The following is a 22,093-nucleotide window of genomic DNA, read 5'->3' as shown; positions in this document are numbered from 1 at the left end:
TCTGTGGAGTTGATCCGTCTCTGATCTGCGGTCGCGCTCGGCCTCCGTGGATCAGGCCGTCACCCGATCGTGGCCGTTCTGAAGAAGCTCACTGATCCTGGCTCCGGACCCCTGCTGTACGCGGGGACGGTTCAGTCGTTCGTCGGCGGGGCAAGCAGGGCGAAGAAGGCCTTGCGGTCCTCGTCGCTCAACTTGCCGTCCATCGAGACGGCCGCGCGGAGGGTACGGACGGTCTCCTCTGCCGGAATCTCCCACTTCTGGTGGGCCGCGTGCATGATGTCGCCGATACGGGCGTGGGCGGCCTCCGGATAGTGGCGGATGAACCAGTCGAGCATCTCCGCAATCGGACGCGAGACATAGAGCATCCAGGTCTTCTCCTCCCCCGGACGAGAAGTGGACCCAGGAAGCCGGCGCCACGCGAGCTGGGTACGCAGCTGAGCTGATCCGTCGACCACTCAGCAAAGTCCAGGACGACACCGGAGAGGGCAATACATAGCATTGGTCCATGAATGAGAACTTACTGGAGCAGACATTTCACTCGATCGCCAGACGCATGATCGAGGACTTCCAGCTCTCCGGCGGGTTCAAGCACAGCACTGGAAAGGGAACTGCCCGCGAAGGAGTCCTACATCAGTTCGTGGAGAGGTACCTTCCAGGCCACATTCGCGCCTTCCATAACGCCGAGGTCATGTCAGTCGATGGCCAAAGGTCAGGGCAGTGCGACATCCTCATCTGCGATCGCAGCACGCCACCTCTGCTCGACATGGACAACTATCGGATCGTGCCGAACGAGTGCGTCTACGGAATCATCGAGGTCAAGTCCTCCCTCGATTGCAGCCAGCTCATTCAGGACTGCGAGAAGATCAAGAAGGTCAAGGCCCTCAGGAAGTCCGCATACCAGAAGCGGCCGGGCTATCAAGATCGACCGGTGCTATCGGACTTCAAGCCCTTCCCTACAATCGGCATGATCTTCGCCTTCGACAGCATCACGCCAGAGACTCTCGGTTCCCAGCTCGCCACGTGGTGCGAGGACCATGAACCCTCAGAACGACCCGACGCCATCTGGCTCCTCAACAAGGGCTACCTCGCATGGGTCAGCCCTGACGGGGAGGCTCTCCGCCCGTCGGCGCAAGGCACGAATCTCCACCTCATCGATCCGTTGCCGGCCGGCGACATCATCTACCCCCTCGCGATCTACCTGAACGCCGCCTTCGGTCCCGCCTGGATGCCTCCGTTCGACCTCTTCGACTACACCTCCGGCAATCTGGGCGAAAGCCACAAGTGCTGGATCCCTGAGGAAGACGGGGAAGGCACCCCAAGCCCGGAAGGCTGACACCTTCCGCGCCCCACCGCGGGTCACCGGCGTGACGAGTGCAGACGGCACGGCCGTCCCCGTGACCGGCTTCGCGGCCGAGTGCCCCTCGGAGATTAGGAATCGAACACGCATACGAGCCAAGATCCGCGGATGCTCACCACGGCCAACACCCTGCCAAAAGAGTCGCAAAACAGAACAAATGGTCCGTCACTTAGAGCTATAAGTACAGGTCGCACGGCATGTGCGTGAAAAGGCTCGAACCCGCTGTTCACGCCAAACACGAGGGTGCCTTATAATCAAAGGACGCGACCCCGATCGGCGAAAGAGCCCCAGGGCTCGGCTTCGAGCCTAGCTGATCGGGGGTTCGTGTTTCCTAGCCTCAGAAGTACGCAGTGGTGCCCACACCCCACAGGTCGTACTCGGTCCTGACCTTGTCTTCGATCTTCTTGTAGTTCGTCTCATCTCCGCGCTCCCACTTACGGAACACGGCCCAGAGGCAGTAGTCGACGGCCATCAGTGCGAAGTCACTCTCGTCGCGCCAGAAGGCCAGCGTCCTCTTCACGCGGAAGTGCAGGCACTGGCTCATGACGTCCTCGATAGCGCCGCGGAACGCCTTGCGCACCTTCTTGGTGCCCAGCTCCGCAGCGACGATGAGCACCTCGTCGTCCTCCTGGAAGATCTGCGGCGCAAGGTACTTGAGATGGAAGTACCAGGCGTATTTGAAGAACGTGGGCTCGTCGCGCCGGACCTGTGGCTGCGCCTTGTTCTTCTGCAGCAGGGTCACGTCGACTCGGAAGTCGAAGTCCTGGAGCAGGTTGAAGACACGGTCCCGGACGACATAGCTGTCCTCCGTCGCATGGAAGCACGAGTCCAGCCCCTGGTTGGACCACGCGAGCTCGTCCCGGAGCGCCGCCATCTCGGACCGCAGGCGCGCCAACTCGTCTTCCTCGATCAGAAGCGTGCCCACTGCGAAGTACTTGCTCACATTGGTACTCGTCCGACACTGCAGGTCACCGCTCTCGTCGGAGAACAGGTAGCGACGCTTGCCCAACTCGGCCCTCACCAGTCAGATCCCAGCAATTCACCCGATGATACGCCCGTCAGGGTGACAACTTCCGTCCCAACCGGTTCGATTGCTGAACCTGGGCGCGTCGTTGCACGCCTGTGGGCGCCCACGATGGGTCGCTCCTCGCCCGTCGCTCAAAGCCGCATCGACACGCTGAGGTCCAAGGCCATTCCTCAGGTTCCAATATCCGGGGTTACCAATACCCTTCGACCAACCCTGCCCTACGGGGCGGGGGTGAACTCCACGTCGGTGCCACCGCGGCCAGCCCTGATGTCCAGCGGCGCTCCGGACAACTGAGCCTCAACAAGGGGCGATCTGGCGTGCTTGGAGGTATGCGGTCCAGTCGGTGGCGGTGCGGCGGCGCCACTGGACGGCTGTGATCGGGTGGAGGCCGAGCATCGGGCCCAGGACCGCGGGCGGCAGGTCGCAGGCGAGGGCTACCAGGTCGGTGGTCCGGGCGGGCCGGTTTGGGATGTGATGGGCTTCCAGGCATCGGCCGCCTCGCGGCGGGGGTTGCAGATCGCCTCCCGCAGCGGCTCCATGTGGTCGCGGCCGAAGCGCAGGAACACTGGTCCGTTAGGGCCGCCCCTGTACGGGTTGTTCAGCCTGGTCGCGGTCATCGGGATCCGCCCGTCGTAGTGGTGGTTGCCGCCCTTCTGCCGCTGCCCCTCCCACAGGTGTCGGGTGAGCTCCATCAGGCGCGGGATCGTGAGGTCGGGTTGCACTCGCCAATCCGGTTGAACACCAGCACCACCGGCGGGTGCGTCCGGTCGCCGGTCCAGGTCTCCGGAGCGTTCCAGCGGGTACGCCACTTCGGACGCTCCTTGCCGTCGGTGTCGTTCTCCTTCCTGCGGAAGAAGCGGGCGTACCCCAGCTTGTCCGCGAACTCCTCGGTGGTCTCGTGGCAGCTGTCGACTTCGATGAACAGCAGCGGCACCCCGTCCTGCGGGGCGGTGAGCACGAGGCCGGCCTGGTCACCGCCGTTGCCGGGTGCGTTCCACGTGCCGGTCGCCGGGATCTCGGCGAACCTGGTGTCCCGGCCCGGATTTGCGCCGACGTCCTGCGCCCGGGGCGGGACGGCCCGTAGCCGCGTTGCCTGGGCAAGCCCACCTTGTGGCTTGCCCAGGGTCATCCCAGGCGTAGTCAGCCGCTCAGGCAAGCTCCGACCGGGTGGGCAACCCGGTGTCCGCGTCGGCGGCCGACTGCCTCGGTGTACTGGGCAGAGCGCCGGTGCCGGTCGGCGACGCCGATCTCGTACCAGGGTGTGCTGGTTTTCTGCGGGGATTCGTGCCCGGTCCGCCCTCGTGATCACGGTGAGGGGCAGGAGGCGCCGAGGGACATCTTGACGTCGAGGGAAGTACACCGAATAGGGGAATAAGATGACACTACAGGGGGGTGCACGGTTCCTGGAGGGTCCTATGACATCGACCCTGGTCACCGAAAGCCATGCGGACAACTGGCAAGAGCTGATCACGCGGGGTCGGCGTCTCGTGAATTCCGAGACGACGGCCCAGTTTGCTTTGGGCGACCTAGCGCTGGAGATGGTCCCGGTCCCCCCCAACGGCAAGCGGCCGCTCGCTAAGGACTACAGGCTGCTGGCCAACTACGCGGACGAGATCGGCTTGGAGGCAGAGCGGTTCGAAGAGTACCGGCGTGTCTGCGCAGCGTGGCCGAAGGCCAGACGCGCGAAGAAGGTGTGCTGGACCGTCCACGCAGTCTTCTCTTCCCGAAGCGACCGGTTTGACCTGATCAACAACCCCCCGCTCCTCCGGCGAACCGGTGAACACATGTGGACCTGCGACTCCGCGAACCGGGAACTCGGGCGCAAGCCACGCGTGGCCGAATCCCACAACGAAAAGGTGCGCCAGGTCGAAGACATGATCGAAGAAGACGAGGAGATCGCCGTCGAAGTCGTCGAGCGGGCGATGAAGCGCCGGTCGGTCATCGACCGAGTGGTGGACAAACCAGAGGTACGCGAGTCATTCAACCGAGCGCAGACCGCACGTATCAGCCGGGCGAGGGAGCAAACCAAGAAGCATCCAGAGGTTCGCCGACTAGACGAGAACCGTGAGGTCCTCATGGTGCTCGGCTTGTGCAGCTCCTTCGCCCATGGGATTGGCAAAACGCTGCCTAGCCTTCACCTGGCCGAGCTCTCCGAGGACGCCAAAGACTCCATTCGCGAGGGTTTGGGTCGTGTGAGCGCCGCGATCGAGTGGACCGAGCACGTCCTCCAGACCGGCAGCACCGGCATGGACGCCGCCCTAGAGAGACTCTTGTCAGAGGGGTGACAGTAATCGCAATACTGCTTCTCAGACCGACTCCGATTGCGCGCTCAAGGAGGAGGTCCGGAGTCGCGGCAGGAGACCCGCGACTGGCGTGCTGCAGGGCGTCGTCTTCGCCGCGAGGGGTAGGAGATGTTGGTCATGACTGCGCACCAACGCCCCGAGGTGCTTGCTCAGGCTGTACTCGACGCCTTGAACCGGGCAGGAGGCCGGGGCATGAACTTGGTGGAACTCGTGGGGGAAACTGGTTTCACCAAATCACAGGTCAAGCGGGGTATCTCGGTGTTGCGAGAAAGTCTGCCCGGTGTCAAGGGCAGCGATGCCGTATACACCTGGGACCCTACGGACCGGGTCTATCGCACCTTTTACCTTCCGGCAGTAGCCGAGATCTACGAAATCCTCCGTATGAGGAGTGAGGCCACCCGCAGCTCTCGGATCCTAACGGGAACGATCATCCCTCATGCCCGAAAGTCCCGGTCCAAGCAGCTACGCATGCTGAAGCGGCACTACGAGTTCGTCGTAGACGAGGCCACCGATCTCCTGGAGCCAGTCGAGTGACTCTCGTCCTCACGCCCCGGACACCAATGGGCACCACCACCCAGTGCCAAAACGAACGGTCGCCGACAAAGAACCGCCTACGGCAGCCCCCAGCGCCCGCCGAGCGCTTTGGTGCTGCCTTGCGGAGGCCACACACGCCCCTTCGAGCCCCCACTTCTCCACTGACCTCCAGCGCCGAATCAACGACCTTCCCTGGTGCGTCGGGCGTCTACAGCTGACTGAGCACCGGACGGCCGGCCGCGCAACGTGGCACGCAAAGCCGGGCTGGCTGCCCGCCGGCAGCCTGCTTCACCACACTTGTGGTCGTCGACAAGGTGGAGGCCGTGCGGTCCTGGTTCACCCGACCATCCTGATCGGCTGTAGGAACCGTCGTCTCGCCGAGCCCAGGACGTTCCCTCTCCGGTGGCGGTTCGGGCGGATCCAGCTGCCATCCCTAGCCAGGCAGTGTGTGAGCGCCCGTTCGGAGTGAGCGGAACGCGCTGTAAGTTCATCCGATCGTGTGAACCTGTGTGCAGGGCTTCGATCTTCTCCCTGCGGTCAGGATGCCGCCGCGCAGAAGGCAGCAGGTCAGGGTGGGTGCGGGCGATGTTGGGTGTGGGTCTGATGGGGTCGCAGATCCTTGCACGGCGCGATCACTTCCGGACGGGAGACGGGGTCTCGTCTTCACCTTGTGTACGCACATCACTGTTCGCATTCGGGAACCCTTGGGGTGAGCTGAGCGTAGGCAGACAGCTCCTGCCGGGCGGTGGCGCAGAGAGTTGCACGTCAGCGCCCTGACCTGGGGAGGGTCTAGTCCATTTGACGCTATGTCACGTGACTTTTGCGCAACGTAGTTTGGGTTTACAGCCTTGGATGAGCGGGGGTCGATGGCTCGGGGGCTTTCCGACTTCAGTCCACGCGCTCTGCAGGAGCTGCGTTGGAAGCACGGAGGTGCGGGCGACCGGCCGGGCTTGACGGCATCCGAACTCGCGTCGCGCGTGGGGGCAACGAAGGCTCAGATCGTCGCCTACGAGAACGGCAGGACCGTGCCGGATCCGCGCAGGGTGGCGGAGTTGGCGAGGGCACTGGGCGTGGCACCTGTGGAGTTGATGCGAACGGAGCGGCGCAAGGCATGGATGCCGGCGGATCTGCGGCGTGCTGCTGCACTCACGGCGGCGTCCGCTGCGGCTCGAGTGGGGGTAACTGCCAAGGTCTGGCGACGGTTCGAGCACGAGGGGATCGTGCCGGCGCACAGGGCAGCGTTCTTGGACAGGGTGGCGCGCCTGTTCGATGTTGGTCTCGCGGAGCTGGACCGGGCGATGGACAGGATCCCGGCGGTGTCTGATCGGCGGCAGTTGGTTGGGGAGCTTGTTCGTGCCTTGGTCGAGCGGTACGTCAACGCAGACGAGGCGTGGGGACCGCTGCCGGCGAAGGATGTGTTCCTAGGGGAGATCGCAGCTCTGTACGGGCGTACCCCGGCGAGGATACGGGCGGTGCTCGGCTACGAGCTGGGGCAGCTGCGGCAGCTGGATGTGTTGATCCAGAGAGAGTTCGTTGTCTCGCGGTACGACATCGACCCGGGTCGGCAGCGACGTGCTGCCAAGACCATCGGGCATCACGTTCGACGGTTCGACCGTGCGCTGGCTACGTTGCCCGACCGGTTGGAAGGGTTTCATCGGATGGAACAGCCGTCGGGTGTTTGGCAACTGATCGTCGATCTTCACGAGGTCCAAGGCAAGGGCGAAGGGCCGTGGACACCGCTCGCTCTCCTGGCCGTTGACGAAGCCGAACAAGTGCTGCCGGAGTCGCTGGTGCGTACACAGCAGTTCCAAGACGTCACAGCAGTACGTCTCACTGCTCGGGGGCGTTCCCACGTGCGTGGCTACCAGCACCTCTATGCGGCTCTGCACCCTTCCCTGCGCCGGCCATGGACTGCCCGTGACCACCAGGTGGGCGAGGGGGGCAGGCAGATGCCTGCTGAGCGGACGTTCACGCTGCCAGGCCTGTCGGAGCGGTTCGCGGTGCCCCGGCCTGTGTTGCAGAGGTTGATGGACGATGCCGACCGATACGGCTCGGGCAAGGCCCCGCTGTCGGCGACCACGGTGCTGATCCTGGGGCCGTCGTCATCACGACCTCGTCCTCGGCCGGCCGAGCCCGGGGAGCTTACGGAATCCGCCCCACCGATCAGTGACCAGTCTGTCGGAGAGGAAGCAGGGGGCCGCGGCTGGAAGGTGTTCCAGCTGCGTTTCCCTGACGCTGCCGAGGCCGCCGAGCAGGCCATGTCGGCGGATGCTGGAGACGGGGCCTTGGACAAGGCACGACTGGCCCACCACATCGTCAAGTTCTTGTCTGAGCATCCGGTAGGTGTGGACGTTCGCCAGATCGCACAGGCGGTGGGACTGTCAGCCTCGCTAGTCGCGCCGATGTTGGCCATGCTGTGCGAGGAGAACTTCGCCGTCGCGCTGTCCGCGCGTGTCTACGGCCCCGGTCCTGCTCTGGATCGCCTCTCCTCCCCCGGCGGTCTGGCCCTGCAGCTTCAGCACACTCTCGAGCTGGCCCGTGACACGGTGGGTGCAGCGGTCTACTTCTCCAGGTATGTCGACGGAGAAGTGGTGATCACTCAGTTCGCGGACGGTCCGCTCGCCCCGCGTGTCAACGAATGGGTCGACTTCCGTGCGGCGGCGCACGCGAGCGCGGTCGGCAAGTGCCTTCTCACACAACTCCCCCAGGACCTACGCGCTGATCACCTCGCCAGACACGGCACCGCCCGTCTGACCCGCCGAACTATCACCGATCGCCAGCTCCTCAATCACACTCTCGATCGCATCGAGCCCGGCCAGCCCGTCTACGATCTGCGCGAGTACGCCCCCAAGGTCGTTTGCGGCGCGGTGGCGGCCAGCGTTGGCAAGGAAGCCGGCAGTCTGGCTCTGTCCATGCCCGCCACCAGTGCCCATCGGCTCAAGGCAGCCACGGGGGCGCTCGCACGTAAGGCCGTTCCCGTCCTTCTGGCCCTGCTCATCTCCGGATCTCTTCCTCCTTCCGAACCCACCAGCGACAAGGGCTCCGAGACCTCGGACGATCACCGTGAGTCCAATGCCAGCAGCAGCCCCATCACAGCGGACGGATTGCACCGACTGCACGCGGTCTTCCGCACACCGCTGACCGACACCCGTGACATCACACGCATCGCATACAGCGTCCGTCCGGGCCCGCACCTCGCCGCAGACAGCACCGGCACCTCGCTCTACGTCTTCGAAGCCGACACCCCGGGCACTGTCGAAGAACGTCAGCTCACGCTCCCCCACACCTACACAACCCAGCCCACCGCCACCGCCACTGGCTTCACCACCACGGCCGTCCGCACCTGGAAGGGCCACACCACACCTGACCGCCTCTCCGTATGGACCAGCCACATCGCCGCTTGAATGGGCATCGGCAACTCGCCGCCCTCGCGCCGACCTGCAACAGTCATGGCCTTCAAGTCCAGCATGGCTGCACGACTTGCGGGACTTGTCGGATACCGGCCCACGGGCGGTTTGTGCCGCTCAAGGCCTGACCGCTCAGGTCATGCCGCACCCCTGACGAGGTAGGCAGGCACGCTGCTGCGGAAGACCACGTGTAGTGGAACGGTTCCGTACGAGAGTGCCGCCCTGCGGGACGAAGGCGCCCATGCCCCGAGGTCGTCGATACGTCACTACTGTAGGAGATCGTGTTGAACACGCTAGGCAGCGCCTCGTCCGCCCAGTAGACCCCGCTTGTACCGGACGACATCGCCCACCCCCAGGTCTGCTGTGTCCGTCTGATCACAGATGGTGAAGCATGGCGGGGAACCAGAGCATGTCCGGGACGGGAAGCATGAACGGCGGGTTCTACCGGCGGTAGAATCCAGGCATGAGTAAGCCGACGAGTATCAAGACCAGCGAGGCCGTCCGTGACCGGCTACGGCTGCTGGCGGAGGAACGCGGTACGACGATCACCGACCTGATCGAGGAGCTCGCGTCGAAGGAGTTCACCGCGGCCGAGCGGGAGAAGCGGGCCGCCGAGGCCGCTAGCGAGCTCGGCATCGATTACACCGAGCAGGTCCAGCAGGCCGGTCAAGACGCGTGGGCGAAGATTCGTGCCCACCAGGGCGGCCAGGCCGCGTGAACCTGACGGCGGTCCTCGACCACTCCGCGCTGACCGCGCTGTACCAGGCGGACCCGTTCTTCACCGGGCTGTACATCGAGGCATCCCGCGGCACCGGCCGCATCCTCGTTCCGTCCCTGGCCGCGCTTGCCGCCGAGCGCCAGGTTCCAAAGGCTGGCCGGCACGCTGTTGGGCTTCGGTTTGCCGAGAACGTCTCGTTCACCTCCGTGCATGCGGTGGAGGCGATGGCCTGGACTGATGTGGAGTGGCCGGTCGCCCATGCGGCGGCGATTGCCTGGGAAGCAGCCCGCGAGGGCGAGCCCGTCACCGTGCTGTCGCTGGTCCCCGACCTGTACTCCGCCACGGGCATCGTCCCGCTGGACCCCACGATGTAGGCGACGACCGGACGACGTAGCCGAGGCGGGGGTGTTCATCACTGCGGTCCAATCCGATCGGGCCAAGGCCGGCCGGGTTCTCGAGGCGGTACCAACCGGTGCTCTCTGGCTGACCTGGCTGTCCAGAGGGGCGCCCCTCCGACGAGTCCCGGTTTCGGTCTCGCATGGGGCCGAGGACGCCCTCGAGACCCTGCACCGCGACGTCGTCGACTTCACCGAACCCGGTCTTGCCGGCGCCCACCGGGGCTTCGTAGAGGCCCTCGACCACTTGGTGGACCAGTTCGGCGGCATGTTTGCCCCGGACGCGGACGGGCCGGTCACCTACACCGAAGTCCCGCCGGAGTGGAAGCGAACCGACCGCGACCTCTACTACCAGACCCTGCGCGACCTTTCCGAGGCCCGCAACGCCGTGCTCGACCAGCACAAGGAGCTGATGAACGCCATGAGCCAGCAGGGCCACATGCCCGCTCCCCAGGACCCGCCCGCTGGGCAGTCCTTCAACCTGAACACCGGAGACAACTCCCCGGTCACGGTCAACGCCCCGTACACCTACGCCACCGACGGATCCACGCCCACGGCCGGTGTGCCCCAGGCGCCCTCGACCCCGCAGATTGACCCCGCGCCCAGCACACCCTGGTACCGAAGCTGGCCGAAGTGGGGGGTCATTGCCGGTGTCGTCGGAGCCGTCGCCGGCGTCATCGCGCTCCTCAAGTGATCTGGCCCCGCCGACATGGGCGGGCACGCCTCCTCCGAGCCCCTGAAGCAGTGGGACCTCCACGAACTCCAGGGGTACGCGGATGCTCCGGACGAAGTCCCCGACTACCGACGCGTCATGGAACGGGCGTGGGAGCTGGCTATGCCGATGCGAACGCCGCTCATCACGCCGTCACACCCGTCAGGCGTCAGGCGTCAGGCGTCAGGCGTCAGGCGTCAGGCGTCAGGCGTCAGGCGTCAGTGCCACGAGTAGCACCATCCGAAGGAGTACATCCACTCCTGCCTGAGGGTGACGGCTCGCCATCGCAGCTGGCGAAACAGAGCCCCAGTGCGATGACGTGCCTCTTGTGGATCTTCCGCAGCATTCCGCGTACCGCGTTCCGACCAAGCTCCCGTTCCTTCTCAGGGAACTGCGCTCAAGGCTGCCGAGCGTGGACGATCGCATCCGGGCAATCCCCGGCTATGGAGACCCGACGGAGTACGAGGCGATTGCCGACTCCCTCTACCGGGTGTTCGTCAGCTCGGAACCTGGCTCCGCCGCGGAACTCCACGAACTGCTCGCTGCACCCGAATGGCGCGGTTGCCCCGGAACCCCCCAATGGATGGGGGCGTGCCTGCTCAGCAACAGCAACCGCCGCCTCGGCGACCCACGGGCCCGTCACATCGACCCGCAGGCGGCGGTCGCTGCTGCCCGCTCCCGCGAGGACGTCTCGGCCGAGCTGCTTCGGAGCTCGAGGCCGGGGCCTGGTGATCCACGCGTTCCATTCCGACGCGGCCGAGAAGATCTTGACCGAACTCACCGCGCGCGAGCAGGCCGCCGTCGAAACGTCCGTCGCGCTCTTGAGAGCCAGCCCGTCCAGGGCCGACCGCTGCCGGGAACGGACAGCCGGGTGGTCGAGGGGCTGCCGGAGGAGACCGGCGGCCGCGGCATCTCCGTGGTGTACCGCTATGAACGGGAGCTGGACGCCGTGCTCGTCCTCTGGCTGATCGCGGGACTATAGCTGCTCGCGCGTGAGCTGACCGAATCCCGCTGCACGAGGCTCCGATAGGGGGCGATCCGCCTGGGCTTCCCCTCGGTCAGCCACCGGCGGCCCCCAGACCGGCTCTCGTCGTCCGTTCACTCGAACGACTGACAGAAGATCAAAAAAGGCCCGAACCTCGGCCTGCGTGAAGACACTGCGGTCCGTGCCCATTTCCTCTTCACCGCGCCGGGCCCCCGTGCTCGCCGTACTCGCCCTGTTGGCCGCCGCCCTGCTCAGCGGCTGCTCCACAGACTCCCCGTCGCAGCACTCCGAGCGCCTGCAGAAAGCTGCCGGCCTGCAGGCCTTCCACGTCGAGACCACGAAGGACCTGTGGGAGAAGACGTCGGACCAGACAGGCCGGAGCGGCCCTGATCTGGAGCTGAAGGCGAAGACCAAGCAGCTCGACAACGGCCTGATCCAGATCGAGCTCACCGGAGTGAGCCTCGCGAACTACCTGCGCGTCCTGGACTACATGGCCCACGGCGGCACGGACTCGAAGAACATCGGGCGCCACCGCAGCGCGGAGTCCATCCGTATGTACGACGAGATCGCTGGCGTGCTCGACGGCATCACCAAGCGCCCGGACCCGAAGGACCCGCCGCCGCGCGTGGTCGTCGACGATGCGTTCATCGATCCGAAGAACAAGTAGCAGCCGGTCGCGGGGGCGCTCCCCGGCAAGCTCCCCCGCTCAAAACGGCCTGCTGCGGCGTCCGGTTGACGTAGCGTGCGGATCATGACGTACACGTTCATATCGCCGGTCCCGGCAAACCGGCTCCGGAGCCTGCCGACGCGCGACATCGCGCTCTTGTTGCTCCAGCATCTTGCAAAGGGCGACGGCTATCTGCAGTACAAGCCGACGATGGCGCCGCACGGGAAGCCTTCCGGGACGAACCCGACGCCGTCGCCCTGGTGGACCGTCTCTCCGACGCGTGGGCCTGGCTGGAGGCGCACGCCCTGCTGTCCAAGGTCCCGAGCCAGGACGAGAACTTCCGTCGAGTCTCCAGGGAAGGCCGGGAGCTGCTGGAGGACCCGCAGGGCATCCGGCGGTTCGACGCCCTTCACCGGCTGGCCGGTCCTCTCCATCCGGCGCTGGACGGCACGGTCCGGATCAACTTCGACCTCGGCGACTACGAGACGGCGTGCTTCGCCGCGATGAAGGCGGTCGAGGTCGCTGTCCGGGACTCCGCTGGCTATGACAACTCCCAGCTCGGCGTCCCGCTCATGAGGAAGGCCTTCGCCCCACACCAGTAGGAGAAGGTCGGCGGCCCGCTCGCCGACGCCGGCGCCGAGGGCGGCGAACAGGAAGCCGCCTCCGCGCTGTTCGCCGGTGCTATCGGCGCCTACAAGAACCCAGCCAGCCATCGGACGGTCGATTTCGAGGACCCGGTTGAGGCGGCCGAGATCATTCAGCTCGCCGACCTGCTTCTGCGGCAGGTCGACCGCGCCGCGCGCCGTCGTGCGGCGGCTGCCGACGAAGAGTCACCCCTCTGATCCGGCTCCAGGCGCTCGCAAGTGCGAGCCTCGAAATCTCCGAGAGCCGCAGCGTCCAGGGCCTCGGACGTTGCTTGATCCGTTGCTCTAGGGAGGGAGGGTGGTCGCCTTTGGACCGCCAGTGGTCGAGCAGCTCGGCGAGCTCGCGGCGGCTGGGAATCTCTCCTCGTTCGCTGCGCAGGCCGACGCAGAAACCCATGACCTGTGATCATTCACAGTCCAAGATCCACTTTCGATACACGGCCTAGACGCCGCCTACTGGGGGCTTCCCGTTTCCGGTTCTCCTCGCCACTCGATGGATGGCTGCCGCGCGCCGGCCGGGAGCCAGCCCGCCTCGCGCAGGACTGCGACCACATCGTCTGCGGTGGTCACGGGCACGGATAGCCGGCCTTCGACGCGTACTCTGCGCGAACCTCGCCCGTCCGGCGGATACACCACCACCCGCAGCACTTCGTCCATATCTCCACCATCACCGCCCACCGCCCAGCCCGCACCCCGCAGAAATCGCCAGTGAAGCACCGCGGGTGCAGGTCAGCGCCATGAGTGAGGCCGCTTCCGAATCGAGCAGCGGCTTGTTCCGCCCGGGTGGGGCTTCTACGCCCCTCGGCGCTGGGAGGCATAGCCGATCCAGGCATCAGTGAGGGTGTACAACGTCCCGCGATCCCCACCGACCTGTTCCAGGTAGTCGACATAGGTCTGGAACCGGTCGGGGCTGACAGGCCAGGCTGGGTCCGAAGCTAGCCTGGCGAGGTCCCCCAGTGGCGTATGACTGTCGGTGAACTGTGCCAGCCAGTCGCCGAAGGTCTCCCCCACCCAGGGCCTGCTCGTCGATGTATTGCTCACTAGCGGCCCGGCTCAGCACGGCCAGTTTCGGTCCCCCACACCGAAGACGTCAGGAGGTTCGCGCTCGGCTCAGGTCCCTCCCAACGGTCCACTGCGCAGGTGCGGGCGGGGCCTGTCCTTGGAAACTGGGTTAGTCGAGGGGCCCGTACGGCTACGGCCTTGGCTTCAGTCCCCCACGGGACTGCCACTGGCAGGGAACCCCCTGTCCCAGCAGGTATCGCCATACGGTCACCGGGGAGCCGCACGTCAGGCCTCCTCGCACCCCATCAACAGCGTCGTTGGTCTGGTCCAGGCCTCAGCCGGAGCTCGCACAATACGCCCACAGCTGGCTGAAAATAACCTGTCGCGGCCTGAAAACATCTAAGCCCGCCATCCTTGCCTGCAGAGCTCCCGGCTCCCTTGCAGCCAGCATGATCAAGGCCGGAGATCACGAAAGGGGCCGGTCACCGCAGGGAATCCTGCACCGGCTTTGAGGGACGCGGATCATGCGGGGACGGGTAGGCGCCCGTGGTCTGCATTCCTGCCGGGTGGAAACCTCTTGGCTCGGGGCCGCGGCTGAGAGGCCTCGCTGGTGCTGGCGGGAGCAGTTCCACTAGAACGCTCTGCCCCTCCCCTTGCGTACCTTGCTAGGGGAGGTACTTGAGGCGCTGGGCCGTCTCCTCAAGGGTCTCGGCGAGCTTAAGGCGACCGGATGGAGGAATGCCTCGGGCGAGGTCGGCGACCAGTACATCGGTGTTTCCGGCCAGTTCGATGTATCGGTGGAGAAAGCGACTGCGCTGTTCCATGCTCATGCTATCGATCGCCTCGTTCATGGCGGCCGCGCCGTCGTCCCACAATGTTGCCGGGGCTCGATCGGCGCTGCCTTGCGAGGAACTCCCGTTTGCAGTGCCGGACGTGCCTGCAGCTGTCGGATCAGGGGTGCTTACGGCGTAAGCACCCGCCGCCTGTGTCTGGAGCGGCTCCTCCGGCATCGTGGGTGCGGCGTTCGGCTCCACGGGTGCCTGGGAAGTGCTTACGGCGTAAGCACTTGGAGCGGCGGGGCGTCCCTGGCGCTGCTTCTTCGACTCGACGCGGGCTGTGAGTGCCTTCTGGGCAGCGCCCTGCTGCTGTTGCTGCGGGAGCTGGCCGACTCGACGGGCCACCTCCACGGGAAGAGTCTTGTCCTCGACTGCCTGCTGCAGTTCGGGGGTGAGCTTCAGGAGTGCCATCCGCTGGGTGACCCACCCGGAGGACTTGTTCAAAGCCTTGGCGACCTGCCGCTGTGATCCGTACTTCTCGACCAGCGTCTGGAGTGCCTTGGCCTGCTCGATGGGTTCAAGGTCGTACTTGTGGATCGCGGCGACCAGGGCGTTCTCGAGGAGCACATCGGCGTTCGTGGCGAAGGTGTCGTCGATGTGTGCGGGGATGTCGTCGAGGCCGGCCATTCGGGCGGCAGCGAGGCGTCGGTTGCCGTCTACGACGACGAATTCGGCGTTGCCGATGCTCTGCTCGTAGCCGGGGTGCGCGCTGAGGAAGGCGTTGCGGGTGACGACGGCTACGGGCTGGATGAGGCCGCGGGCAGCCAGGCTGTCAGCCAGGTCGTCGATGTCCTGAAGCTCTTCTCGGGGGTTCTCGGGATTGTGCGCCAGCTTGGCGACGGGAAGCCGCAGCCCTTGTGCTGGTGCGCCTGCGGCACGGTCGTCGCTGACGGTGTCCTGGCCGCTGAACCTCGCGAAGGCGGCTGCGCGACTGCTCATCGGTTGGGTCACGGCGTCGAAGGTGGCGGAGCCACCGAGCATGTCTGCCTTGCTCATGGGGTCCTCAATCCGCGGGCGATCTGACGCATCTGGTGTGCCTGGGAGGAATCGGGTGCGTAGTCGAGAAGGGCCTTCTGGAGGCGGACGGCCTCGCGTTGCTCTTTGAGGTCGACGACGACTGCGAGGACCGGCGGGGTTCCGAGCGCGATCCACTTGTCCCTTGAGGAGGTGGCGATGTATCCGCGGCGGCTGTCGAACTTGTTGACGACGAGGCCGAGCTGCTCGATGTGGATGTCGAAGTCCCGGCTGAGGGAGTCGATCTGCTGGATCAGCATGCCGTAGGCCTGGGCAGAGGTGTCCTCTGCTTCCACGGGTACGAGCAGACCTGAGTTGCCGGGTTTCTCGTCGTCGCGCTGGCGCGCGTAGTAGAGGGCCGTGTCCATGGCGAGGCCGAGGCTGGGTGGGGAGTCGATGACGACGACGTCGACGTGTTCTTCGACCGCCATGAGGGCGCGTTCAAGGGCAGCGTGCCGCGGGCCGCGGAAGACGGTGAGACCGGAATCCAGGAGGAAGGCGTCGAAGGCTGCGGGAAGGATGCGCAGCCGCCCGCCGAAGCGGTCGCCGGCGACTGCGACGGTGAGTTCGATGAGGTCCTGCTTGGTCTGCTCGCGGTGGAGCATGTGGGTGATGAGGCTCTCCTCACCAGCTGGGATGGCCTTCAGGCCGAGTTGGTGGGAGAGGTGTCCTTGTGGGTCGAAGTCGATGAGCAGAACTCGCAGTCCGGCCTGCGCTGCTCGCTCGGCAGCCTGCAGGGCGGTCCCGTGGACGCCTGGTGCGGTGCCGTCATCTTGGGTGGGGTTAGTGACGCTTGTCGGATCCTCGGCGAGCGCTTGAGCGACGCCGGTGGCGATGGCAGTTTTGCCCACCCCGCCCTTCTGGTTGCAGACGACGATGCGTCGAGTGATCCGGGGCTGGTCCGGGGGTTGGCTGTCCGCGAGCCAGAGCGCTACCGCCTGCGCGAGACCTTGGATGTAGGAGACTCCACGCTCGCGGCAATCGGCCTTGAACTCGTCATACAGGCCTTCGGGGAGATACGTACCGAAGGACTCAGCTCCTGCGGTGTCAATGGCGGGGAGGTCCTGTTCGACCGCGCGCCAGGACTGAATGCCGGCTGTCACTGCGTCCTGAACATCCGTCTGCAGCTGCGCGGCTCTGACCTTGAGGGCTTGGCGAAGTGAGGCGGGCAGCTTCGATACCAGCTTCTCCCGCTCGCCTCCGAGAGGTTCGGATGACATGGCGACAGCTTACTGTCGCCATGTCGGATTTCAGTGGAGTTGTAAGCCGTTTTCACGGCATTCGCACCTTAGTACTTACGATCACGGGGTGCTTACGGCGTAAGCACGCTCTTCCATACCTGGTGCGCCTGCCTCGGGGCGTATCTACAGCTCGGAGGGCGTCTTGTGGGTCCAGCTGTTCGGGTTGGACCAGGGGCCGGCCTTCGCCGCCGCCCAGTCCAGCTCCCAGCCGTCGCGGACTCCGCGGGCTCCCCAGCCGCCGTCCTGCTGTCCAGGAATCTCGAGTCCGGCCTGCCGAGCAGCGAACGCGGCATCGTAAACCTGGCGGGCGCGGGCCAGGGCCTCGGTGACCGAGGCCGCCTTGCCGGTGAAGACGTGCACGCCGCGCAGCGCCTGGTCCGTGGTGTGTATGGGGACGTCGACCTCGTAGAACTCCGTTCGCTTCATGGCTGCGGTCTCCTTCCTTTCGGGTGGGAGCGGCAGGGGGCCGCTCAGAGCTGGATGTAGATCGGGTGTGGTGGTCGCCGTAGTCACGGCAAGGGTGGTGAGCGGTGTGGCGGTGGGCGAAGCCAGCGCTTCCGCCCTGTACCGGCAGGTGACAGTCCGGGCATGCGTTCCGCCCGCTCACCACGACCGGAAGGTCGGCCGGAGTGAGCGGGTGCGGGCAGTCGGCGGGACGTCTCACGCGCGGACCGCGTCTGCGTACTGCGCGTCCAGGACGGCGCGGCGCTCAAGGTCGTCGACTGGTGAAGGGGCGGTGGTCCAACCCTGCACAATTCAGTCAGGACAGCAGGCGAGGCCAGGCAAGCGATGTGCGGTGAGGCACTCTTCAGCTCCGAAATCAACCTTGTGTCCCAGACGGAGGCGACTGTCGTAGGGCCCTGGCAGACGGCCCGCCATGGACACCGAAGCGTTCTGGGGCATGCTCGACGCCGCGAGAGACAACGACAAACCGCTCGCCAACGCCGTCGCCGATCACCTGGCGGCCATGTCAGCGGAAGAGATCCTCGCGTTCGAGCACTGCTTCTCCCGCCTGCGTGACGCTGTTCACCGCTGGGACGTGTGGGCTGCCGCCTACCTCATCGGCGGAGGGTGCTCCGATGACCGGTTCAGCGACTTCACCGCAGGTCTGGTGGCTCTCGGGCGTGAGTGGTATGAACGGGCGGCCACGTGCCCAGACTCCCTCGCCGATCATCCCGCTGTGCGTGAAGCGGCAGCCACCAGAGACCAGGACGTCATCTTCGACGAAGACTTCAACTTCGTGCCGGTCAGGGCGTATGAGCGACTGACCGGTGACACAGACGCCTTCTGGGAGGCATGGGAGGCGTACGTCAACACACGTGCCACGACCGAAAGCGAGGAGAGCGACGACATGGGGGAGTCGTTTGACTTCGATGACGCCGAGGAGATGCGTCGACGTCTGCCGCGGCTGGCCGCACTTCATCTCGGTCCCTGATCAGTCTGACGGTCACAGGGAGTTTCTGGAGCTTCCGTGAGGTAGGCACGCACCGGTACGGAGTCCGCCCTAGATGATCAATTCGAAGGGACGCCCTGCAGAGGATTGGGGTGGGCGGCGGCCGAAACCGCCGCAAGGTGGTCAGGCAGCGGCTGCTGTACCTGGTTGTCGAGGTGGCGGCGGGCAGTCAGGTGTCAGGGTCGACTTCGGGGTGCGTGAACCGCACGGTCTTGCCCAGCGACCAGGCGTAGGCGATTTCGGCTCGGGTGCTGTCTCCGATGTAGTCGCCGACTACGAGGACCTCATCAGCGAGCCGGATCTTCGCCCGGTGCAGATCGTCCAGTCGAGCCTTCAGCGCCTTGGCCTCGACAGGATCGGACCAAAGGTCGTGCGTCGACTTAATGTCAATGCCCGGTTTGACGACGATCTTTCCGGCTTTGGTCTCCCACAGATCGGCGTCGTGCATCTCGGTCATGAAGCGGGTGGAGCCGCAGATCACGACGATGTGGGGGAGGTTCAACAGCTTCTTCGCGTCGGCGAGCTTTTCCTCGGGGGTGAGCGGTTGCGGGTGTGACACTGGTTCCTCTCCTGGTGGTGCGACCCAAGTGGGGCCTGGGGAGCCGAGAACGACGGTGCCCAAGATCGGTCCTCGAAGTCGCCAGGGCTAGTTGGTGGATTGAACAGCTTCGGTCATGCTGGGTGCGCTCCTCATCTCGGTGTTCGGGGTGGGGTGTGCGGGGCGGCCGGCCTCTTGCCGATGCTGCGGGCGCCCTGTGATGCCTCCGCCCCCGACCGGTCTCCGGCCGGGGGCGGTGGTGCTTCAGAACGGCAGCTCGTCCCAGGACGGGATGGGCAGGAGCTGGAGGCGCAACTCACGTCGGTGGGCCCAGCAGTGCACGCCTCCATCTCGGGGAAGGCGCCTCCGACCCACCAGCCGCCATCGCCGTGGCAGCGTGGGCAGTTGGGGCGAGGGCGAGCGGTGATCTCGATGCAGTGCCGGTCGGCGTAGAGCTTCAGGTGGCCGGGCCCTGAGCGCGGCGGCGGCCGTCGCCGCGGCGAGCGGGACTACGGCGGCCAGCAGCAGGGCGCCGTGCAGGCGGCGGGCGGTCACTTCAGCGGGATGGCGCGGCAGGTGGCGGCGTGGTTGTTGGCGTCCCGCCGGATTCGGAACAGGAAGTCCTCCACGGGCCGGTCGGAGGATTCTCCGCAGCCGTGGCAGTCCCAGCGGTTGGTGTCGGAGTGCTCTCCGCGGCCGGTGACGTCCAACGTACGAGCCGCCGACCGTGATGAACCGGATCAGCAGGTTCTTGGGGCGGTCCGGCTCGGTGAAGGCGGCGAGGGTGGCGGTTCTCATGGGCTGTGGTCCTTTCTGACCAGGCGGCAAGCAGGTGCTTGGCCGGGGGAGCGATGTAGGAGACGAGGACGGCGGGGGTGCCGTCGTAGCACTCCAAGCAGCAACCCGAGGGCGTGAGGGGGATGCAGTGGAAGTAGCGCCAGCGGCAGGTGCCGCATGTCTGGCGTGCGGTCATCGCCTTGTCGAGGGCGGCTTCCTTCGCGAAGGTCATCGGGAGCTTCGGCTCGCCAGGTCGATCCGGTACAGCCACGCGAAGCGCTTCCCGCCACGGGACTCGAGCCGGGCGACGGGCTCCTGGCCGCCGGGACGCAGTCCCCTCTCCCGCAGCTGGCGGCGGGTCGCGAGGTTCCTGCATCTGGCCTGCCTCCACCGGAAGACTGGTATGGAACCGTCGCCGGGGTCGCACGGGTCGACGTCGACCAGGTCCTGGCCCTGGTCGGCCATCACTTGCTCCAGGCGCCGGGCAGGCAGTCGGGGCGGTGCGGGTGGCGGGGCCGGGCCGCTGCGGGCGGGGCCGGCCGATCCGGCTGCGCGGGCGGGGAATGAGCACGAGCGGTTCCTCCAACGGGTCGGTGGACAGCGCTGCGCCCCGCCAAGATCGAGCCTTGGTGTCGGCGGGGCGCTACGTGCGGCCGGGCGGCCTGTCCGGTCCTCGCCCGGGCCCGGGGTGAGGGGCGGGGCTGGGCGAGGGCCAGGCAGGGCGTCAGGTCAGTGGGAGCGGCGGGTACGCAGTCGGCGGGCGGCCCACTGCCGCAGCCGGTCTACGGGCCCGGGGTGGGTGTGCTGCCAGGCGGTGTCGAACACGTCGTCCCTTGGTCAGGAAGGAGCGGAACTCGCCGCAGTTGCACGCCCACGCGTACGGCTCGGGGCGGGTGTCATCGCGGGTGGCGGTGACCTTGGCGGGGAGCCCGTCATGGCTTCCGTGGAAGGTGCCGGCCCAGAACTCGGTCTTCTGCAGCTGCGGATTCATCGGATTCCCTTCGGTACGCGACAGCGGTGTTGGACGGGGTGAGATGCAGGTCAGAGCTGGAGCGGGTGAGCGTTGTCGGGGCCGAGGTTGTCGCCGGCAGGCGTGGGGGCGGGGAGGGTGGCGTGGAGGTGGAGCGCGGGGCTGAACTGGGGCTGGAACCGGGGCGGGTGGTTGTGGACGATGGGCCGCAGGGTCAGGCCGCGCAGGGCGAAGATGCTGGCGAGGGCCCACATGAGGGCAGCGAGGCCAGTGGCGGCGACGCGGCCCCCGGCCGGGGCGGCGGACCAGATCATGGCGAGGCTGCCGGATCCGAACAGCAGCCAGGCGATGCGGGCTCCGGCGTTGTTGAGGAACCCGCCGACCAGGCCGAGCAGCCCGGTCAGCTGCCAGAACGCGTACAGGGCGGCCGGGGCGACGGGCAGGTGGGCGGCCTGGTCGGCGAGGAAGACGCGGACGGGGTGGTCGACCGTGCCCCACAGGCCGCTGCCGTCGCCGCCGCTGGTGGCGGGGACGGCAGACAGGCCCTGGAGCGCGGCGGAGACGACGTCACCGGCGGCGTCCAGCATCAGCACGCTGAGGCTGAGCCCGCCGACCAGGACGCTCGTCTTGATCCAGGTGGCGGCCTCGTGCCAGCTGGCGTGCCGGTCCTGGAAGACCTCTTCCCACCGCTGGTGGAGGAAGCCGCCCTCCTCCCACGACACCTTCCACGCGGCGCGCAGCCACGCGAGCCGCCCGGTGTCGTGCTTGGCGTCCAGTTCGGGGGCCGGCGGCACGGGCGGCAACTGGTTGAGCAGGTCGAGGAAGGTCGGCTTGTCGTGGCTGCCGTTGACCGGGTTGTCGTTGTGGGTCATGGCGTTGTTGCTCCTTGCTGCTGGAGGACGGTGGTGGGTGAGTCAGTGGATCTCGTTGCGGGTGCGGGCGAAGAAGGCGCCGCGGGTGGTGCTGTTGTTGTGGATCTCGGTGTGGTGGGTGACTGGACCCTCGAAGACGTTCTTGGTGACGGCCGCGCGGGCCTTGCTGATCGCGCCGCCGATGGCGGTGGCGACCATCGCGACGGCCGCGAAGGGCAGGGTGGCCATCAGGACGCTGGTGAGCGTGACGGAGGCCAGGCCCTGGAGCACGAGCCAGGCGCCGCAGCCGATGCCGGTGACCCCGGCGCCGACGCCGATGCTCGCGACGGCGATCCCGGCTGCCCAGGCCGGGACGATCCGGTGGTCGGGCTGCTTCACGGGCGGGGTGGTGCCGAAGGCAGGCGGTGCGGTGTCGTCGCGGAAGGAGGTGGGGTGGTGGTGTACGGGCCGGGCCGCCCAGTCGTCTATGAGGCGGCGGGCTTCGGCCGCGGCCTCGGACTCGGGCATGCCGGACTGGCTGCTGTGCAGGGGGTTCATCGGGGTCTCCGATCACACGGGAAGGGGAGCGCCCTCCCGGGCCGTGGCGGGCGAGTGGGGGGAGGGGGTGCGCGACGTCGGAGGGCGCCGCCGGAGTCGTCTCC

20 protein-coding genes and 4 pseudogenes are annotated in these 22,093 nt (G+C 66.6%); 11 read left to right on the top strand and 13 right to left on the bottom strand.

The genetic code is table 11. The features are described from left to right. Window positions 1-131: 131 nt before the first annotated feature. Entirely contained in the window at window positions 132-365 is a 234-nt protein-coding gene (locus tag AB0E14_RS35500; RefSeq protein ID WP_362428175.1) for a hypothetical protein, read from the bottom strand. A 140-nt stretch (window positions 366-505) separates the two neighbouring features. On the opposite strand from AB0E14_RS35500, the gene AB0E14_RS35495 reads away from it, so the two are divergent. Continuing rightward, window positions 506-1,333: a DUF6602 domain-containing protein gene (locus AB0E14_RS35495; protein ID WP_362428172.1), complete on the top strand. Its 828-nt coding sequence runs from the start codon at window positions 506-508 to the stop codon at window positions 1,331-1,333. Window positions 1,334-1,694: 361 nt separating this feature from the next. Here the strand turns inward: AB0E14_RS35495 and AB0E14_RS35490 are convergent, their stop codons facing one another. The 3 genes from AB0E14_RS35490 to AB0E14_RS35480 all read right to left on the bottom strand — a co-directional run bounded on the left by AB0E14_RS35490 (window position 1,695) and on the right by AB0E14_RS35480 (window position 3,513). Beyond that, complete coding sequence (locus tag AB0E14_RS35490; RefSeq protein WP_362428169.1) at window positions 1,695-2,378, bottom strand: DUF3800 domain-containing protein; 684 nt, start codon at window positions 2,376-2,378, stop codon at window positions 1,695-1,697. A 440-nt stretch (window positions 2,379-2,818) separates the two neighbouring features. Beyond that, window positions 2,819-3,076: a hypothetical protein gene (locus tag AB0E14_RS35485; RefSeq protein ID WP_362428166.1), complete on the bottom strand. Its 258-nt coding sequence runs from the start codon at window positions 3,074-3,076 to the stop codon at window positions 2,819-2,821. After that, window positions 3,076-3,513, bottom strand: a complete 438-nt coding sequence (locus AB0E14_RS35480) for a hypothetical protein (RefSeq protein ID WP_362428163.1) — start codon at window positions 3,511-3,513, stop codon at window positions 3,076-3,078. The genes AB0E14_RS35485 and AB0E14_RS35480 overlap by 1 nt, the downstream gene beginning before the upstream one ends. Before the next feature lie 286 nt (window positions 3,514-3,799). On the opposite strand from AB0E14_RS35480, the gene AB0E14_RS35475 reads away from it, so the two are divergent. The 9 genes and pseudogenes from AB0E14_RS35475 (at window position 3,800) to AB0E14_RS35435 (ending at window position 12,947) form a co-directional block, all read left to right on the top strand. Next, window positions 3,800-4,669: a DUF6192 family protein gene (locus AB0E14_RS35475; protein WP_362428160.1), complete on the top strand. Its 870-nt coding sequence runs from the start codon at window positions 3,800-3,802 to the stop codon at window positions 4,667-4,669. Between the two features lie 135 nt (window positions 4,670-4,804). Further along, window positions 4,805-5,221: a hypothetical protein gene (locus AB0E14_RS35470; protein WP_362428156.1), complete on the top strand. Its 417-nt coding sequence runs from the start codon at window positions 4,805-4,807 to the stop codon at window positions 5,219-5,221. An 866-nt stretch (window positions 5,222-6,087) separates the two neighbouring features. After that, window positions 6,088-6,309, top strand: a pseudogene (locus AB0E14_RS35465) (helix-turn-helix transcriptional regulator); the annotation flags it as partial. 1,170 nt (window positions 6,310-7,479) lie between these two features. Next, window positions 7,480-8,220: pseudogene (locus AB0E14_RS35460) on the top strand (IclR family transcriptional regulator C-terminal domain-containing protein); the annotation flags it as partial. 871 nt (window positions 8,221-9,091) lie between these two features. After that, the gene (locus tag AB0E14_RS35455; RefSeq protein ID WP_362428153.1) at window positions 9,092-9,346 is read left to right on the top strand and encodes a hypothetical protein; all 255 of its coding nucleotides are present in this window, start codon (window positions 9,092-9,094) and stop codon (window positions 9,344-9,346) included. Beyond that, window positions 9,343-9,720, top strand: coding sequence for a hypothetical protein (locus tag AB0E14_RS35450; RefSeq protein ID WP_362428151.1), 378 nt, complete (start codon window positions 9,343-9,345; stop codon window positions 9,718-9,720). The genes AB0E14_RS35455 and AB0E14_RS35450 overlap by 4 nt, the downstream gene beginning before the upstream one ends. 31 nt (window positions 9,721-9,751) lie before the next feature. Beyond that, entirely contained in the window at window positions 9,752-10,435 is a 684-nt protein-coding gene (locus AB0E14_RS35445) for a hypothetical protein (protein ID WP_362428148.1), read from the top strand. A 1,184-nt stretch (window positions 10,436-11,619) separates the two neighbouring features. Further along, window positions 11,620-12,105, top strand: a complete 486-nt coding sequence (locus AB0E14_RS35440) for a hypothetical protein (protein WP_362428145.1) — start codon at window positions 11,620-11,622, stop codon at window positions 12,103-12,105. A gap of 260 nt (window positions 12,106-12,365) precedes the next feature. Continuing rightward, a pseudogene (locus AB0E14_RS35435) lies at window positions 12,366-12,947 on the top strand (TIGR02391 family protein). Window positions 12,948-13,541: 594 nt separating this feature from the next. On the opposite strand, the gene AB0E14_RS35430 reads toward AB0E14_RS35435, so the two are convergent. The 4 genes from AB0E14_RS35430 to AB0E14_RS35415 all read right to left on the bottom strand — a co-directional run bounded on the left by AB0E14_RS35430 (window position 13,542) and on the right by AB0E14_RS35415 (window position 17,268). Beyond that, on the bottom strand, window positions 13,542-13,760 hold the full coding sequence (locus tag AB0E14_RS35430) for a YozE family protein (protein ID WP_362428142.1): 219 nt from the start codon (window positions 13,758-13,760) through the stop codon (window positions 13,542-13,544). Between the two features lie 656 nt (window positions 13,761-14,416). Then, a complete protein-coding gene (locus AB0E14_RS35425; RefSeq protein ID WP_362428139.1) occupies window positions 14,417-15,583 on the bottom strand; it encodes a ParB/RepB/Spo0J family partition protein in 1,167 nt (388 codons plus the stop codon). Further along, window positions 15,580-16,821, bottom strand: coding sequence for a ParA family protein (locus tag AB0E14_RS35420; RefSeq protein WP_362428136.1), 1,242 nt, complete (start codon window positions 16,819-16,821; stop codon window positions 15,580-15,582). Before AB0E14_RS35420 ends, AB0E14_RS35425 begins: the two co-directional genes overlap by 4 nt. A 144-nt stretch (window positions 16,822-16,965) precedes the next feature. After that, the gene (locus AB0E14_RS35415; protein ID WP_362428133.1) at window positions 16,966-17,268 is read right to left on the bottom strand and encodes a hypothetical protein; all 303 of its coding nucleotides are present in this window, start codon (window positions 17,266-17,268) and stop codon (window positions 16,966-16,968) included. A 451-nt stretch (window positions 17,269-17,719) separates the two neighbouring features. On the opposite strand from AB0E14_RS35415, the gene AB0E14_RS35410 reads away from it, so the two are divergent. After that, complete coding sequence (locus AB0E14_RS35410; protein ID WP_362428130.1) at window positions 17,720-18,277, top strand: DUF4240 domain-containing protein; 558 nt, start codon at window positions 17,720-17,722, stop codon at window positions 18,275-18,277. A 187-nt stretch (window positions 18,278-18,464) separates the two neighbouring features. Here the strand turns inward: AB0E14_RS35410 and AB0E14_RS35405 are convergent, their stop codons facing one another. The 5 genes and pseudogenes from AB0E14_RS35405 to AB0E14_RS35385 form a co-directional block, all read right to left on the bottom strand. Then, a complete protein-coding gene (locus tag AB0E14_RS35405; protein WP_362428127.1) occupies window positions 18,465-18,854 on the bottom strand; it encodes a hypothetical protein in 390 nt (129 codons plus the stop codon). A gap of 243 nt (window positions 18,855-19,097) precedes the next feature. Beyond that, window positions 19,098-19,388, bottom strand: a pseudogene (locus tag AB0E14_RS35400) (hypothetical protein). After that, window positions 19,385-19,543 (bottom strand): hypothetical protein, encoded by a 159-nt coding sequence (locus AB0E14_RS35395; RefSeq protein ID WP_362428124.1) that lies wholly within the window; start codon window positions 19,541-19,543, stop codon window positions 19,385-19,387. Before AB0E14_RS35395 ends, AB0E14_RS35400 begins: the two are co-directional and overlap by 4 nt. Window positions 19,544-20,651: 1,108 nt before the next feature. Next, a complete protein-coding gene (locus AB0E14_RS35390; RefSeq protein WP_362428120.1) occupies window positions 20,652-21,452 on the bottom strand; it encodes a hypothetical protein in 801 nt (266 codons plus the stop codon). A 42-nt stretch (window positions 21,453-21,494) separates the two neighbouring features. Next, complete coding sequence (locus AB0E14_RS35385; RefSeq protein WP_362428117.1) at window positions 21,495-21,989, bottom strand: hypothetical protein; 495 nt, start codon at window positions 21,987-21,989, stop codon at window positions 21,495-21,497. Window positions 21,990-22,093: the final 104 nt, after the last annotated feature.

It is taken from the genome of Streptomyces sp. NPDC047981 (genome assembly GCF_040653315.1).
In the GTDB taxonomy this organism is placed as follows: domain Bacteria; phylum Actinomycetota; class Actinomycetes; order Streptomycetales; family Streptomycetaceae; genus Streptomyces.
Note: the sequence above shows the minus strand (reverse complement) of the source record. Positions and strands in the feature narration are given on the sequence as shown.